The organism is Paraburkholderia lacunae (genome assembly GCF_003353175.1).
GTDB lineage: Bacteria > Pseudomonadota > Gammaproteobacteria > Burkholderiales > Burkholderiaceae > Paraburkholderia > Paraburkholderia lacunae.
This window is the reverse complement of the sequence record NZ_QHKS01000001.1, coordinates 485,582-500,043: the sequence shown is the minus strand read 5'-3', so window position 1 is coordinate 500,043 and position 14,462 is coordinate 485,582. Positions and strand designations below refer to the sequence as shown.

Sequence of the window (14,462 nt, the reverse complement as noted above, 5' to 3'; positions counted from 1 at the left end):
CAATCCACTTTGTTGATAAAGGAATCGAACGATGTCGTCTCCGGCCAATGCAAACGCCCGTCTCGAGGACCGCGCGTTCGCGCGCTATCCGAGTCTCGTCGGCCGCACGGTGTTGATCACGGGCGGCGCGACCGGCATCGGCGCATCGTTCGTCGAGCATTTCGCGGCGCAAGGCGCGCGCGTGGCGTTCTTCGATATCGATGTGACAGAGGGCGAAGCGCTCGCCGATGAGCTCGGCGATTCGCAACACAAGCCGCTGTTCCTGCCGTGCGATCTGACCGATATCGACGCGCTGCGCAAAGCGATCGCCGATGTGAAAGCCGCGCTTGGCCCGATCCAGGTGCTGGTGAACAACGCGGCGAACGATCGGCGGCACACGATCGGCGAAGTGACGCCCGAGTCCTTCGACGCGGGCATCGCGGTGAATCTCCGCCATCAGTTCTTCGCGGCGCAAGCGGTGGCGGAGGACATGAAGGCGGCCAACGCAGGCTCGATCATCAACCTCGGCTCGATCAGCTGGATGCTGAAGAACGGCGGCTATCCGGTGTACGTGATGTCGAAATCGGCAGTGCAGGGTTTGACGCGCGGATTGGCGCGCGACCTCGGCCCGTTCAATATCCGCGTCAACACGCTGGCGCCCGGCTGGGTGATGACGGCAAAGCAGAGGCGTTTGTGGCTCGACGACGCGGGCCGGCGCTCGATCAAGGAGGGCCAGTGCATCGACGCCGAATTGCTGCCCGCCGACCTCGCGCGCATGGCGCTCTTCCTCGCCGCCGACGACAGCAGGATGATCACCGCGCAGGACATCATCGTGGACGGAGGCTGGGCGTGAGCGCGGCGCCGCACTCGCACCGCGCGGCGTTGCTGATCGACGCGAAATGCACGCTCGGCGAAGGCGCGACGTGGTGCGCGAAAACCGGCCGCTTCTACTGGACCGATATCGAAGGCGCGCGGCTGTGGCGCTACGATCCGAGCGACGGCAGCAGCACGTTCTGGAGCATGCCCGAGCGCCTCGCAACTTTCGCGCTGTGCGCCGATCCGCATTACCTGTTGCTCGGTTTGGCCACGCATCTGGCGTTTTTCGATCTCGCGACCGGCGAGACGCGGCATATCGTCGACGTCGAGCCGGATCTGAACACGCGCGTGAACGATGGCCGTTGCGATCGTCAGGGGCGTTTTGTGTTCGGTACGAAAGACGAAGGCTCGCCGCTGCAGGCAATTGGCGGGTTTTACCGCCTGAACCGGGATTTGTCGCTGGAGCGCTTGCCGCTGCCCGCGCCGGCGATCTCGAACAGCATTGCGTTCAGCCCGGACGGCGCAACGATGTACTACTGCGATTCGCCGACGCGCCAAATCCGCACCTGCGACTATCGCGCGGACGGCAGCGTCGCCAACGACCGCATTTTCGTCACGCTGACAGACGCTACCGGTGAACCCGACGGCTCGACGGTCGATAGCGACGGCGGCTTGTGGAACGCGCAATGGGGCGGCGGGCGGGTCGTGCGTTATGGCGCCGACGGTGCTGAAACCGGGCGCGTCGACGTGCCGACCGCCCAGCCGAGCTGCGTCGCGCTAGGTGGCCCCCCAAAGGGACTTTCTTCGGAGCGCCCGCAGTTGGACACGCTGTACATCACGAGCGCGCGCATTGGACTCGATGCCGCCGCGCTCGCCGGCGATTCACAGGCGGGCAGTGTGTTTACCGCAACACCTGGGTGGCGGGGTTTGCCCGAACCTGTGTTCCAGGGCGCGCCTGCATAGCGCAGAATGACGCTGCCCCGGTTGTCGAGGCGGCAGTTATGGCAGATAGCAGTGAATTTGACGGTGAATCCAGCGTTGATGTCGCAGACTCGGCAGCAGCAAATCGGCAGCATGCAGTTCGGACCAAGAGGCGACCGGTTAAAAAAATCGCCCAACAGCATCCGTCAGCGATGACGAAGACGTCCCACGCCTCTCGATGGAGCCAGATATGACTGTTGCGAATCTACTTTCCGCTTCTTCTCCGAGCCAGAGCCAAAGCCGGCGCGCGCGGCTTGCCGCGGCGGCCACTACGGTGCTTCCGGGTCCCAGTACGTCGGCGGTCGCGGTGGGCGAAACGAGCGGTGGCGATGTTGCGTGCATTACGCTCGCCAACGCGCATCTGCGCCTCGATGTCGCGCCGACGCTCGGCGGCGGCGTCACCCGTTTCGATTGGCGCAACGACGGTGCGCTGACGCCGATCTTTCGACGCTGCCGTCACGTCGGCGCCGATACGCATCCGAACCAGCTTGCCTGCTATCCGCTGCTGCCGTATTCGAACCGGATCGGCGGCGGCTATTTCAATGTCGCGGGACGGCGTGTCGAGGTGCCGCGCAACCGCGCCGACGAGCCCTTGCCGATTCATGGCGACGGCTGGCAATCGGCGTGGCAGGTCGCCGAGGCGGACCGCGACAATGTGCGCCTGACGCTCGATCGCCACGACGGCAAGCCGTACGCGTTTCGCGCCGCGCAAACCTATACGCTGGACGGCCCGACGCTCGTCGTGACGCTGGAGATCGAGAACACCGGCCGTGAGTCGTTGCCTTTCGGGCTGGGCGTCCATCCGTTTTTCGTGCGCGATGCGGATACCGAACTGTCGGCGGCGGCTGGCGGGCTGTGGCTTCCCGGCGACGACTGGCTGCCGGTGCGCCATGTGCCGGCGCCGCCCGCGTGGCAATTCGGCGTCGCGTATCCGTTGCCGGAAACCATCGTCAATCACGCGTTCACCGGCTGGAGCGGGCAGGCGGCAGTGGTATGGCCGAAGCGCCGCCTGTCGCTGACGATCGCAGCCGACACCGACTACTACGTGCTGTACACGCCGCCCGGTGAAGACTTCTTCTGCTTCGAGCCGGTCGACCATCCGATCAACGCGATGAATCTGGCCGGCGGCGCGTGCGAGAACGGCATGACGATGCTCGGACGCGGCGAGCGGCTGACGCGCTCGTTCCGCTTTACCGTCGAGCGCACCGGTTTGCGCTCGATGCCGGGCGCGCGCGGCTCGCGGCGGCGGCAGCAGTAAGCGGGCGGGAGACGGAGCGGAGAAGCGGGGCAGGGAAGCGGGCGGGCCAGCACGGTGCGACGCGGGCGCGCAATGACGCGGGCGCGGCCCGCCGCGCAGGACAGGTAAAATACGCGCCTCTTCCGTTATCGGCTCGCCGCGAGACTCACCATGTCCAATTTCACCCAGACACTCAACGACGCCTGGCAGCGCACGAACTCGCTGCTGTGCGTCGGCCTCGACCCCGAGCCCGGCAAATTCCCGGGTGCGCTCGCCGGCCGTACTGAAGCGATTTTCGATTTCTGCCGGACGATTGTCGACGCGACGGCGCCGTATGCATCGTCGTTCAAGCCGCAGATCGCGTACTTCGCCGCGCATCGCGCGGAAGACCAGCTCGAACAGCTGATCGCGCACATTCATGCGAACCACCCGGGCCTGCCGGTGATTCTGGACGCGAAGCGCGGCGATATCGGCAGCACCGCCGAACAATACGCACGCGAGGCGTTCGAGCGCTATCAGGCGGACGCGGTGACGGTCAATCCGTATATGGGTTTCGATTCGATCGAGCCGTATCTGGAGCACCACGGCAAGGGCGTGATCGTGCTGTGCCGGACTTCGAATCCCGGCGGCTCGGATCTGCAGTTTCTGGAAACAGGCGGGCGTCCGCTGTATCAGGTGGTCGCGCAACTCGCGGCGGACAAATGGAACGCGAGCGGGCAGCTGGGTCTCGTGGTCGGCGCGACCTTCCCGAAGGAAATCGAAGTGGTGCGTGGGATCGTCGGCGACATGCCGTTGCTGATTCCGGGTATCGGCGCGCAAGGCGGTGACGTCCAGGCGACGGTCAACGCCGGCCGTACGGCAAAGGGCACGGGCATGCTGATCAACTCGTCGCGGGCGATTATCTACGCCGGCAAAGGCGACGATTTCGCCGCAGCCGCCGCGAAAGCCGCAATGGAAACGCGCGACCGGATTAATGCGTATCGGTGATGGACGGCTGTCGTTGTCAAAGACAGCTTCTTGATCCGCTTCGGTACAGGCCGGTCAGGTTGCCGGCCCCAGCCGCTCAATCAACCCCGCATGCTGCGGATGTTGTGCCTTCAGCGCGCCGACATCCGCCAGCTCGAATTCGCTGAATTCAAATCCCGGCGCCACCGTGCAGCCGACCAACGCGAAGGTGGCCGGATCGGCGCATTCGGCGGCGAACCACGAACCCGCCGGCACCACGGCCTGAAACACGGTGTCAGGGTTTGTGAGCGTATTGCCTAGCCGGTGTGTGACCCATTCGCCTTTCTCATCGAGCACGTGCACATTCAACGGCTCGCCGGCGTAAAAATGCCAGACCTCGTCGGACTTGATCCGATGCCACGCCGAATGCGCGCCGTCGCAGAGCAGGTAATAGATCGCGGTGGAAGCGCTGCGCGTCTCAACTGAACCGTCCTGGCGGCTTACCCGCACGGCCGACCGGTACGTCTCGCTAAAGAATCCGCCCTCCGGATGCGGCTTCAGATCGAAGCGCCGGATCAATTCGTCTTGGGCGGCGTGCCAGTCGGGCATCCTGGGCAATTCGGGCATCCTGGGCATCCAGCTGGAAGTCAATGTTCGCGTTCGTCGAGCAACGCCAGCACGCCGCGCAATGCGTGCGCGGCGGCCTGCACGCGGATCCTCTCGCGGTCGCCCTTGAACACCTTCGTTTCCACCGACGTATGCAGCCGGTTGCTCCAGCCGAACGACACCATGCCGACCGGCTTGGTCTCGGAGCCCCCGCCCGGGCCGGCGACGCCGGTGATCGACAGCGACACCTGCGCGCGGCTGTTGCGCAGCGCGCCTTCGGCCATGGCGCGCGCCACCTGCTCGCTGACCGCGCCGTGCTTGTCGATCAGCTCGGCCGGCACGCCGATCATTTCGCACTTCGCCTGGTTCGAATACGTGACGAAGCCGCGCTCGAACCAGCCGCTGCTGCCGGAAATATCGGTGATCGCGGTGGCCACCATGCCGCCCGTGCAGGATTCGGCGGTCACGAGCATCAGGCGTTCGTCGCGCAAACGGTTGCTCACGCGAATGGCGAGCTGGTGAACCACGGAATCGGTAGGCATGGCGTCAATCCGGAAAACGGGGAGCCGGCAACGGGCAACGGGCGGGCGGCGGCGGTTAAACCGACATACGCCAGAGCGCAATCACGAGCAGCGTGAAAAACGCGGCGACCAGATCATCGAACATGATGCCAAAGCCACCTTTCAGCCGGCGGTCGAAATAACCGATCGGCGGCGGCTTCACCATGTCGAAGAAGCGGAACACGATGAATGCGGCGAACTGCCCGGCCAGGTTGACCGGCGTGACCATCAGCAGCACCAGCCAGAAGGCGATGATTTCATCCCATACGACCGGCGACGGATCGTCGACGCCGAGCTTCTTCGCGGTAAAGCCGCAGATTGCAATGCCGCCGACAAACCCGACGGCGATCAGCAGACCCCATTCGATCACGGTCAGATAGCGGCTCAACACAGCGAACGACGCCCACGCGAACAGCGTGCCGACGGTGCCTGGCGCAACCGGCGACAAGCCGCTGCCGAAACCCAGCGACAGGATATGCAGCGGGTGCGACAGCATGAAGCGCGCGGTGGCGCGGCGCGGCCCCGAGCGAGGCGGGCGCGGATCGGGCGCTTTGGGCGGCGTGCTGCCGATGAGATCGTCGGCGGGGCCGAGCGAGGGATCAGTCTGCATGGAAATGATCGAAGCCTTGCAACGTCAGGGTGAGCGGCGTGCCGGTGGCGTCGCGCCAGTCGATCGCCGGGCGGTCGCCCGCCGATTGAAGAGCGCTTATTGTACCGATGCGCGTGACCGGCACATCCACCTTGCGGCCGGCCGCTTCAATCGATGCACGCGCGGCGACAGGCGCGGTGAAACACAGCTCGTAATCGTCGCCGCCGGCCAACGTGCAGCGCCGCTGGATTTCGGGCGACAAGCGGCGTAACGCGGCGGAGCGCGGCACGGCGTCGACATCGACGGTGGCGTGCATTGCCGAGCGTTCGAGGATGTGCAGCAGGTCGCCGGCGAGCCCATCGGACAGATCGAGCGCCGCGTGCGCGATGCCGCGCAGCGCAAGACCCAGCGCGATGCGGGGCTCCGGGCGCTCGAGGGCGCGGCGAAACGTCGCAGTGTCCGCGAGATCCGCCGACCACTCGCCGCGCTGCACGCCCAGGCCGGCGCGTGCGTCGCCGAGCGTGCCGGAGATCCAGACGTCGTCGCCCGGCTGCGCGGCGTCGCGGCGCAGCGCCAGCTGCGGCGGCACGCTGCCGAATACGGTGATGCACAGATTCAACGGACCGCTCGTCGTATCGCCGCCGATCAGCTCGCAATCGTAGCGTTCGGCCATCGCGAAGAGTCCCTCGCTGAATGCGGCGAGCCATGCCTCATCGGCCTTCGGCAAGGAGAACGCCAGCGTGAACGCCTGCGGCTTCGCGCCCATCGCGGCGAGGTCCGACAGATTGACTGCGAGCGTTTTGTGACCGAGCGCTTCGGGATCGATGCCGGCAAAGAAGTGGCGGCCTTCGACCAGCATGTCCGTCGAAATCGCCAGCATCTCGCCGGGGCGCGGCGCGAGTAGCGCGCAGTCGTCGCCGATGCCGAGCGTGCCGTCGGCGGCGTTAGGCGGCGAAGCGGCAGCGCGGCGCGCGAAAAAACGATCGATCAGTGAAAACTCGGAGAGCATGGTGGCGATGAGTGAACGGGCAAAGGCGGTGAAAAGCCGCTAAGGCGCGCATTGTAGGGAGAAGGCGCTGGCTGGACACCCGATTCGCACTCAACCCACGTCGACTCGCGCTCCGCCCGAAGCGCGCCTCGCGCACCGTTCGCTGTATTTCAGTCGCGGCTGTTGTACCCGTATTGAAGGATTTAGGGCGGCGATTGGGGCTACAATGCCGTCGAACATCTATTCTAATCCGCCCTTCCAAGCCCGCCTTATGTCGAATCCCGTCAATAGCAAACTCCGCGAAGCCGCTCTCGATTATCACGAGTTCCCCACCCCCGGGAAGATCGCGATCGCTCCGACCAAGCAGATGATCAACCAGCGTGACCTCGCGCTGGCGTACTCGCCGGGCGTCGCGTTCGCGTGCGAGGAAATCGTCGAAAACCCGCTGAACGCTGCCCGCTTCACCGCGCGCAGCAATCTGGTGGGGGTCGTCACCAACGGCACCGCGGTGCTGGGTCTCGGCAACATCGGGCCGCTCGCGTCGAAGCCGGTCATGGAAGGCAAGGCCGTCCTGTTCAAGAAGTTCGCCGGCATCGACGTGTTCGATATCGAGCTGAACGAGTCCGATCCGCACAAGCTGGTCGACGTGATCGCGGCGCTCGAGCCGACCTTCGGCGGCATCAATCTCGAAGACATCAAGGCGCCGGACTGCTTCATCGTCGAACGCGAATGCCGCAAGCGCATGAAGATTCCGGTCTTCCACGACGACCAGCACGGCACCGCGATCGTCGTCGCGGCGGCGATCACCAACGGTCTGAAAGTGGTCGGCAAGGACATCAAGAAGGTCAAGCTGGTGGCGTCCGGCGCGGGCGCGGCGGCACTGGCCTGTCTGGACCTGCTGGTCGATCTCGGCTTGCCGCTCGAAAACATACTCGTCACCGACCTGGCCGGTGTGGTCTACAAGGGCCGAGTCGAACTGATGGACCCGGACAAAGAACGCTTCGCACGCGAAACCGAAGCCCGCACGCTCGCCGAGGCGATTGGCGGCGCGGACATTTTCCTGGGTCTCTCGGCCGGCGGCGTGCTCAAGCAGGACATGGTCAAGCAGATGGCGGATAAGCCGCTGATTCTGGCGCTCGCCAACCCGACGCCGGAAATCCTGCCGGAGCTGGCGCTCGAAGTGCGCCCGGACGCGGTGCTCTGCACGGGCCGTACGGACTATCCGAACCAGGTGAACAACGTTCTGGTGTTCCCGTTCCTGTTCCGCGGTGCGCTGGATGCGGGCGCGACGACGGTCACGCGGGAAATGGAAATCGCGGCGGTCAATGCGATTGCCGAGCTGGCGCGCCAGGAGCAGAGCGACATTGTCGCGGCTGCGTACGGCATCCAGGATCTCTCGTTTGGTCCGGCCTACCTGATTCCGAAGCCGTTCGACCCGCGCCTGATCGTCAAGGTCGCGCCGGCGGTGGCGAAGGCCGCGATGGATTCGGGCGTCGCCGAGCGTCCGATCGAGGACATGGAGGCATACGAACAGCATCTGCAGCAATTCGTCTATCACAGCGGCACGACGATGAAGCCGATCTTCCAGCTGGCGCGCAGCGCCGAGCCGGAGAAGAAGCGCATTGTTTTCGCGGAAGGCGAGGAAGAGCGCGTGCTGCGCGCGATGCAGATCATCGTCGACGAAAAGCTCGCGAAGCCGATCCTGATCGGCCGTCCGGCGGTGATCGAGCAGCGCATTGCGCGCTACGGTTTGCGTCTGGTCGCGGGTCAGGACTACACGGTCGTCAACACCGACCACGATGAGCGCTACCGCGACTTCTGGCAGGAGTATCACCAGATGATGTCGCGCAAGGGCATCACCGCACAGATGGCGAAACTCGAAATGCGCCGCCGCACCACGTTGATCGGCGCGATGCTGGTGAAGAAGGGCGAGGCGGACGGCATGATCTGCGGCACGATCAGCACGACGCATCGTCATTTGCACTTCATCGATCAGGTGATCGGCAAGCGCGAAGGTTGCGCGGTCTACGCGGCAATGAACGCACTGGTGTTGCCGAACCGGCAGATTTTCCTGGTCGACACGCACGTGAACGTCGATCCGACGCCGGCACAGCTCGCCGAAATCACGATCATGGCCGCCGAAGAAGTGCGCCGTTTCGGTATCGAACCGAAGATCGCGCTGGTGTCGCATTCGAACTTCGGTTCGAGCAACGCGCCGACCGCGCAGAAAATGCGCGACACGCTGGAGATCCTGCGCGAGCGTGCGCCGGACCTGCAAGTGGACGGCGAAATGCACGGCGACGTTGCACTCGACGCGAATCTGCGCCGCGAAGTGCTGCCTGATTCGACGCTCGAAGGCGACGCGAACCTGCTGGTGCTGCCGAACATCGACGCGGCCAACATCTCGTACAACCTGCTGAAGACCGCCGCGGGCAACAACATCGCGATCGGCCCAATGCTGCTGGGCGCGGCCAAGCCGGTGCACGTGCTGACCGCATCGGCCACAGTTCGCCGCATCGTCAACATGACGGCGCTGCTGGTTGCGGACGTGATCGCCGCCCGTTAATCCGGGACTGAAGCTGAGAGCCCGAGCGCATCGGGCCTCAGACGAAAAAAAGGCGTGCCCGCAATGGGCACGCCTTAGGGTGAACAGGGGATCGCCACCCAAAAAAGGCTGAACAAAGCCATTTCGCCCGAGGGAACCGTACGACCGGCCCACAGGGGTGTAGTTACGGCAACTTGATATCCAACTGCATCCTCAAGTGCGCTGTTAGGCTAATTTTAGCTTGTACAGGCTAGATAATCTGTCAAAAGTCGTCAAAACCTGCTCCGAGGCGCTTTGCCGCGCGATTGGAACCTTTCGCCTGCCGAGCGAACGTTGATTCCGGGGGGCTTTAGCGATACCCTTACGACTTTCATGGTCGTCAAACTCGTGATTTAACAGCGGGGAACCCTGATTCATGGCACGCAACTGGCTACGCAATGGCGTGCTGATCGGTGCTTTGGCGTTCTGCGGCTTATCTGGCTCCGTGCCTGGCGCGTTTGCGCGCGACTACGCGGCGCCCGCCAATTCAGACGCACAAGTACAGAGCACTATCTCGGCGGCGCAGTTGCCGCGCGAAGCGGTCAATACATTGAACTTGATTGCCGCAGGCGGGCCTTACCCGTATGAGAAGGACGGCATTGTATTCGGCAATCATGAACGGTTGCTGCCGCCGCATCGGCGCGGCTATTACCACGAATACACCGTTCCCACGCCTCGCGCACATAATCGCGGCGCGCGTCGCATCGTCTGCGGAGGTCCGCTAATGCGAACCGATAACTGTTATTACTCCGACGACCACTACACCAGTTTTAATCGTATTGTTGAATGACATCGGGATGAACGGCATGAGCGACAACGTCTACGCGCACGACTCCGGAGTCGCGACGGATCTTTTCGCGGCCGGCGACGGCAATTTGTTCCAGCGCGTCATGAAGCTGCGCGCCGGCGGTCAAGGCCGGGAGAATAACGAGAGCGAAGCCAGCACGGTGCTTTCATCGAACGAGGCGCCCATGAGTCTTTTCCAGACCGTACGACCGAACATCGTACAGTCGATCCGCGCATTTCGCGTGCAGGATCTAGCGGACGAAGCCAACCAGCTCGGGCAGCATTTTCTGTATGCGTACTGCGCTAACGCGCAGACCAAGCAGGAAGTGCTCGAGACCATTGCTACGTCGTTCCTGTTTCCGAAGCACTTCGGCAAGAACTACGATGCGCTCTACGATTGTCTGACCGATCTGGTTCACAAAGCGGGCGCGCAGCCTGGCTTCGTGATCGTTCTCGAGCAACTGCCGATCGCACAGAAATTCGACAAGGAAGGGCGCGAGACGCTGTTGGACGTGTTCCGCGAAGCGTCCGAGTTCTGGGCCGAGCGTAAGGTCGCGTTCCGGGTGTTTTATTCATTTGCCTGAACGCCGCTTGCCGCAGTAAAAGACAGCAAAAGGCCCGCCGATTTGGCGGGCCTTTTGCTTTGGTGCTCGAATCGCTGGTGCTCGGTTCGGCCGCGCGGATTGCCCCGCTCCGCAAGGCGCCGCGCGTCAGGGCGGCTTACCAGCCGCCCCAGCGAGCCGCCAGGGCCGAGAGCACCGCGATACCGGCGGTTTCGGTACGCAGCACGCGTGGACCGAGACCGACGGCCGTGAAGCCCTGATCGGTCGCCGCCGCTTCCTCAGTGGCCGAAAGACCGCCTTCCGGTCCGACCAGCACGGTCACGCGGCCGCGCGGCGGATTGGCCGGCAGCGCCGAAAAGCCGATACTCGCGCGTGGAGACAGCAGGATTCGCAGCTCGCCCTCTTCGGGTTCGCGCGGCAGCGCGCCGAGCCAGGCGGCGATCTCGCGTACCGGCATGATGTCCGGCAGGCGGTTGCGCCCGCACTGTTCGCACGAGGCGCGCACGACGCCTTGCCAGTGCGCATGGCGCCGTTGCGCGCGGTCGCCGGCAAGACGCACGACGCTGCGTGTGGTGGTGAGCGGCACGAAACTGGATGCGCCCAGTTCGACCGCCTTTTCGATCAGCCAGTCCATCTTGTCGCCGCCGGCGATGCCTTGAGCGAGCGTCAGACGATACGGCGCTTCAACTTCGATATTGCGGAATTCGTGGATCCTTACCTTGGCTGAGCGGCGTTCGACTTCGACGAGTTCGGCGCTGTATTCGCCGCCTTCGCCGTTGAAAAGCACGATCGAATCGCCGGGCTGCAAACGCAGCACGAGAATGTGGCGCATGACGTCATCGGGAAGCGGCATGATGTCGCCGGGCTGAAGAGGTGTACCGACGAAGAAACGGGGCATCAAAAAATACTCATTGGTTCAGGAAAGGTGGCGAGCGAGCGCCCAACGGTAGCCGTCCAGATCTTCGAGCTGGGCAAACCGGTCGCCCCAGAACTGATCCTGTGGCTCGCTCAGCGATTTTGCGCCGGCTGCCAGCGCCCGCGCGTAAACCGCGTCGACATCCTCGACATAGACATAGAACGATTGCGGCGCGATCGCGCCTGCGCTTTTGGGTGTCTTCGCAGCCGAGCCGAACGCGCCTTCCGGCGCGAACATCACAATCAACTGGCCTTGATAGGTCATCTCGACATGCATGACAACACCGTCGTCCTGGACACTGTCGCGTACTTCGAAACCGAATGCCGCTTCGAAGAACGCGGTCGTGGCACGCGCGTCGCGTACCGTGAGATAGGGGGTCAACCAGGGCACACCGGCTGGGCGGGGGGCGGTCATGGATTTCTCCGGATCTATTCGGTTTGCGGGGCGCGTGCTGAGAAGCCAGGCCGGCGGCCGCCGTATCGATAACCGATAGCGTGCCGACCGGACCGTGCATTTTGCCTCTGCGTCACCGCGATGGCTTTAAGAATTGACTTAGTTTATCGCGCACGGACTGAGAAGCCGAGAACAGTCCGGCGTGCATGGCCGCGTCGCAATGCTTCAGTTCGTCGACGGGACGCGACGTCACGCGCGGCATCGCCGATCCCCCGTTCGATGCGCGGACAGTTAGCGTTGCAACGAGGGGGGGGCGCGCGAGGGGCGGGGCGACGTTCTGTTAGAATGTCACGCTTTCAGCCTAGTCCGTTTGCTCTGCCCGTTTCGCGTCTCCCGGCGCCGCACCGTGCGCCGAGGCGGACTGGCCTCCGAGCTTCCGGGCCTCAAGCGCGCACCGCTTTTTGGACTCTGTCTTCGGACTCGACATGACGACCCCGTCTCCCGCACACACCTCCCTGATGGCTAACGCGATCCGCGCGTTGTCCATGGATGCCGTTCAACAGGCGAATTCCGGCCACCCCGGCATGCCGATGGGCATGGCCGAAATCGGCGTAGCTTTGTGGTCGCGCCATTTGCGCCACAACCCGAAGAATCCGCATTGGGCGGACCGCGACCGCTTCATTCTGTCGAACGGCCACGGCTCGATGCTGCTGTATTCGCTGCTGCATCTGACCGGCTACGACCTGCCGATCGAAGAGCTGAAGAATTTCCGCCAGATGCATTCCAAGACGCCGGGTCACCCGGAATACGGCATCACGCCGGGCGTCGAAACCACCACGGGCCCGCTCGGCCAGGGTCTGGCCAATGCAGTCGGCATGGCGCTCGCCGAGTCGCTCCTCGCCACCGAATTCAACAAGCCCGACGCGAAGATCGTCGACCACCACACGTATGTGTTCGTCGGCGACGGCTGCCTGATGGAAGGCATCTCGCATGAAGCCTGCTCGCTCGCCGGCGTGCTGAAGCTGAACAAGCTGATCGCGTTCTACGACGACAACGGCATCTCGATCGACGGCGAAGTGGTCCACTGGTTCCACGACGACACGCCCAAGCGCTTCGAAGCGTACGGCTGGAACGTGATTCCGAACGTGGTCGGCCATGACGTCGACGCAGTCGATGCCGCGATCAAGCAAGCCAAACAATCGGACAAGCCCACGCTTATCTGCTGCAAGACCGTTATCGGCGAAGGCGCGCCGACCAAGGCCGGCAGCCACGATTCGCACGGCGCGCCGCTCGGCGAAAAGGAAATCGCGGCGACCCGCGCGGCCATCGGCTGGAAGTGGGAGCCGTTCGTGATTCCGCAGGAAGTCTACGCAGCGTGGGACGCGAAGGAGGCCGGCGCGCGCCTCGAGTCCGACTGGGACAAGGCATTCGCGCAATACGCGGCGAAATACCCGCAGGAAGCGGCTGAATTCACGCGCCGCAACGCGAAGCAACTGCCCGCCGACTGGAAGGAAAAGGCGCAGGCGATCATCGCCGCTGCGAACGAACGCGCGGAGACCGTCGCGACGCGTAAGGCATCGCAGCAAGCAATCGAAGGTCTGTCGGCTGTGCTGCCGGAACTGCTCGGCGGTTCCGCCGACCTGACCGGCTCGAACCTGACCAACTGGAAGGCCGCCAAGCCCGTGCGCGTGAACCCGGAAGGCAAAGCCGCCGGCAACTACGTGAACTACGGCGTCCGCGAGTTCGGTATGAGCGCCGCGATCAACGGCGTCGCGCTGCATGGCGGCTTCAAGGCGTTCGGCGGCACCTTCCTGACCTTCTCCGACTACAGCCGCAACGCGCTGCGCGTGGCCGCGCTGATGAAGGCGCCGTCGATCTTCGTGTTTACGCACGACTCGATCGGCCTCGGCGAAGACGGTCCGACTCACCAGTCGATCGAACATGTCGCGAGCCTGCGCCTGATTCCGAATCTGCAAGTGTGGCGCCCGGCCGATACGGTCGAAACGGCGGTGGCATGGACTCACGCGGTCGAGCATCAAGGCCCGTCGTGCCTGATCTTCAGCCGTCAGAACCTGCCGTTCTCGGAGCGCACGGACGCGCAGATCGCCAACATCGAAAAGGGCGGCTACGTGTTGCGCGACTGGAACGACGAGATCGTCGCGCGCAAGGTCATCCTGATCGCAACAGGTTCGGAAATCGAACTGGCGTTGAAGGCCGTCGAGCCGCTGGCGCGCGAAGGCATTGCGGCGCGTGTCGTGTCGATGCCGTCGACCACGGTGTTCGACAAGCAGGACGCCGCCTACCGGGAACGCGTCTTGCCGCACGGTGTGCGCCGCGTCGCGATCGAAGCGGGCGTCACGGATTTCTGGCGCAAGTATGTGGGTCTGGAAGGCGGCGTGGTCGGCATTGACACGTTCGGCGAATCGGCCCCGGCGGGCGTGCTGTTCAAGCATTTCGGCTTCACCGTCGAGCACGTCGTAGAGACGGCTAAAGCCGCACTCGGCTGATCTTCGGCAAGC

General features: G+C 64.1%; 14 protein-coding genes. 8 read left to right on the top strand and 6 right to left on the bottom strand.

Annotated elements, in window-relative coordinates:
* Nucleotides 1–31: 31 nt before the first annotated feature.
* The 4 genes from DLM46_RS02430 (at nt 32) to pyrF (ending at nt 4,000) form a co-directional block, all read left to right on the top strand.
* The gene (locus DLM46_RS02430; protein WP_115099083.1) at nt 32–832 is read left to right on the top strand and encodes an SDR family NAD(P)-dependent oxidoreductase; all 801 of its coding nucleotides are present in this window, start codon (nt 32–34) and stop codon (nt 830–832) included.
* Complete coding sequence (locus DLM46_RS02425) at nt 829–1,758, top strand: SMP-30/gluconolactonase/LRE family protein (RefSeq protein ID WP_115099082.1); 930 nt, start codon at nt 829–831, stop codon at nt 1,756–1,758. Before DLM46_RS02430 ends, DLM46_RS02425 begins: the two co-directional genes overlap by 4 nt.
* Before the next feature lie 208 nt (nt 1,759–1,966).
* A complete protein-coding gene (locus DLM46_RS02420) occupies nt 1,967–3,034 on the top strand; it encodes an aldose 1-epimerase (RefSeq protein WP_115099279.1) in 1,068 nt (355 codons plus the stop codon).
* 150 nt (nt 3,035–3,184) lie between these two features.
* On the top strand, nt 3,185–4,000 hold the full coding sequence (gene pyrF, locus DLM46_RS02415; protein WP_115099081.1) for an orotidine-5'-phosphate decarboxylase: 816 nt from the start codon (nt 3,185–3,187) through the stop codon (nt 3,998–4,000).
* Between the two features lie 54 nt (nt 4,001–4,054).
* Here pyrF and DLM46_RS02410 read toward each other — a convergent pair whose 3' ends face one another.
* Genes DLM46_RS02410 through thiL form a run of 4 tightly spaced genes read right to left on the bottom strand, consistent with a single transcriptional unit; the run spans nt 4,055 to nt 6,722 of the window.
* Nucleotides 4,055–4,567 carry a cupin domain-containing protein gene (locus DLM46_RS02410; RefSeq protein WP_115099278.1) on the bottom strand — a complete coding sequence of 171 codons (513 nt, stop codon included), beginning with the start codon at nt 4,565–4,567 and terminating at the stop codon, nt 4,055–4,057.
* A gap of 38 nt (nt 4,568–4,605) precedes the next feature.
* Nucleotides 4,606–5,106 carry a CinA family protein gene (locus tag DLM46_RS02405; protein ID WP_115099080.1) on the bottom strand — a complete coding sequence of 167 codons (501 nt, stop codon included), beginning with the start codon at nt 5,104–5,106 and terminating at the stop codon, nt 4,606–4,608.
* 55 nt (nt 5,107–5,161) lie between these two features.
* The gene (locus DLM46_RS02400; RefSeq protein ID WP_115099079.1) at nt 5,162–5,734 is read right to left on the bottom strand and encodes a phosphatidylglycerophosphatase A family protein; all 573 of its coding nucleotides are present in this window, start codon (nt 5,732–5,734) and stop codon (nt 5,162–5,164) included.
* Nucleotides 5,724–6,722, bottom strand: a complete 999-nt coding sequence (gene thiL / locus DLM46_RS02395) for a thiamine-phosphate kinase (protein ID WP_115099078.1) — start codon at nt 6,720–6,722, stop codon at nt 5,724–5,726. The genes DLM46_RS02400 and thiL overlap by 11 nt, the downstream gene beginning before the upstream one ends.
* 205 nt (nt 6,723–6,927) lie before the next feature.
* Here thiL and DLM46_RS02390 point away from each other — a divergent pair, with 205 nt between their 5' ends.
* The 3 genes from DLM46_RS02390 to DLM46_RS02380 all read left to right on the top strand — a co-directional run bounded on the left by DLM46_RS02390 (nt 6,928) and on the right by DLM46_RS02380 (nt 10,655).
* Nucleotides 6,928–9,267: an NADP-dependent malic enzyme gene (locus DLM46_RS02390; protein WP_115099077.1), complete on the top strand. Its 2,340-nt coding sequence runs from the start codon at nt 6,928–6,930 to the stop codon at nt 9,265–9,267.
* A gap of 394 nt (nt 9,268–9,661) precedes the next feature.
* On the top strand, nt 9,662–10,075 hold the full coding sequence (locus DLM46_RS02385; protein ID WP_115099076.1) for a ribonuclease: 414 nt from the start codon (nt 9,662–9,664) through the stop codon (nt 10,073–10,075).
* Nucleotides 10,076–10,091: 16 nt separating this feature from the next.
* A complete protein-coding gene (locus DLM46_RS02380; RefSeq protein WP_115099277.1) occupies nt 10,092–10,655 on the top strand; it encodes a barstar family protein in 564 nt (187 codons plus the stop codon).
* Nucleotides 10,656–10,791: 136 nt separating this feature from the next.
* On the opposite strand, the gene DLM46_RS02375 is transcribed toward DLM46_RS02380, so the two are convergent.
* Both DLM46_RS02375 and DLM46_RS02370 read right to left on the bottom strand, forming a co-directional pair.
* On the bottom strand, nt 10,792–11,532 hold the full coding sequence (locus DLM46_RS02375; protein WP_115099075.1) for a 16S rRNA (uracil(1498)-N(3))-methyltransferase: 741 nt from the start codon (nt 11,530–11,532) through the stop codon (nt 10,792–10,794).
* An 18-nt stretch (nt 11,533–11,550) separates the two neighbouring features.
* Complete coding sequence (locus tag DLM46_RS02370; protein WP_115099074.1) at nt 11,551–11,964, bottom strand: VOC family protein; 414 nt, start codon at nt 11,962–11,964, stop codon at nt 11,551–11,553.
* A gap of 464 nt (nt 11,965–12,428) precedes the next feature.
* On the opposite strand from DLM46_RS02370, the gene tkt reads away from it, so the two are divergent.
* Nucleotides 12,429–14,450: a transketolase gene (tkt, locus tag DLM46_RS02360; RefSeq protein ID WP_115099073.1), complete on the top strand. Its 2,022-nt coding sequence runs from the start codon at nt 12,429–12,431 to the stop codon at nt 14,448–14,450.
* Nucleotides 14,451–14,462: the final 12 nt, after the last annotated feature.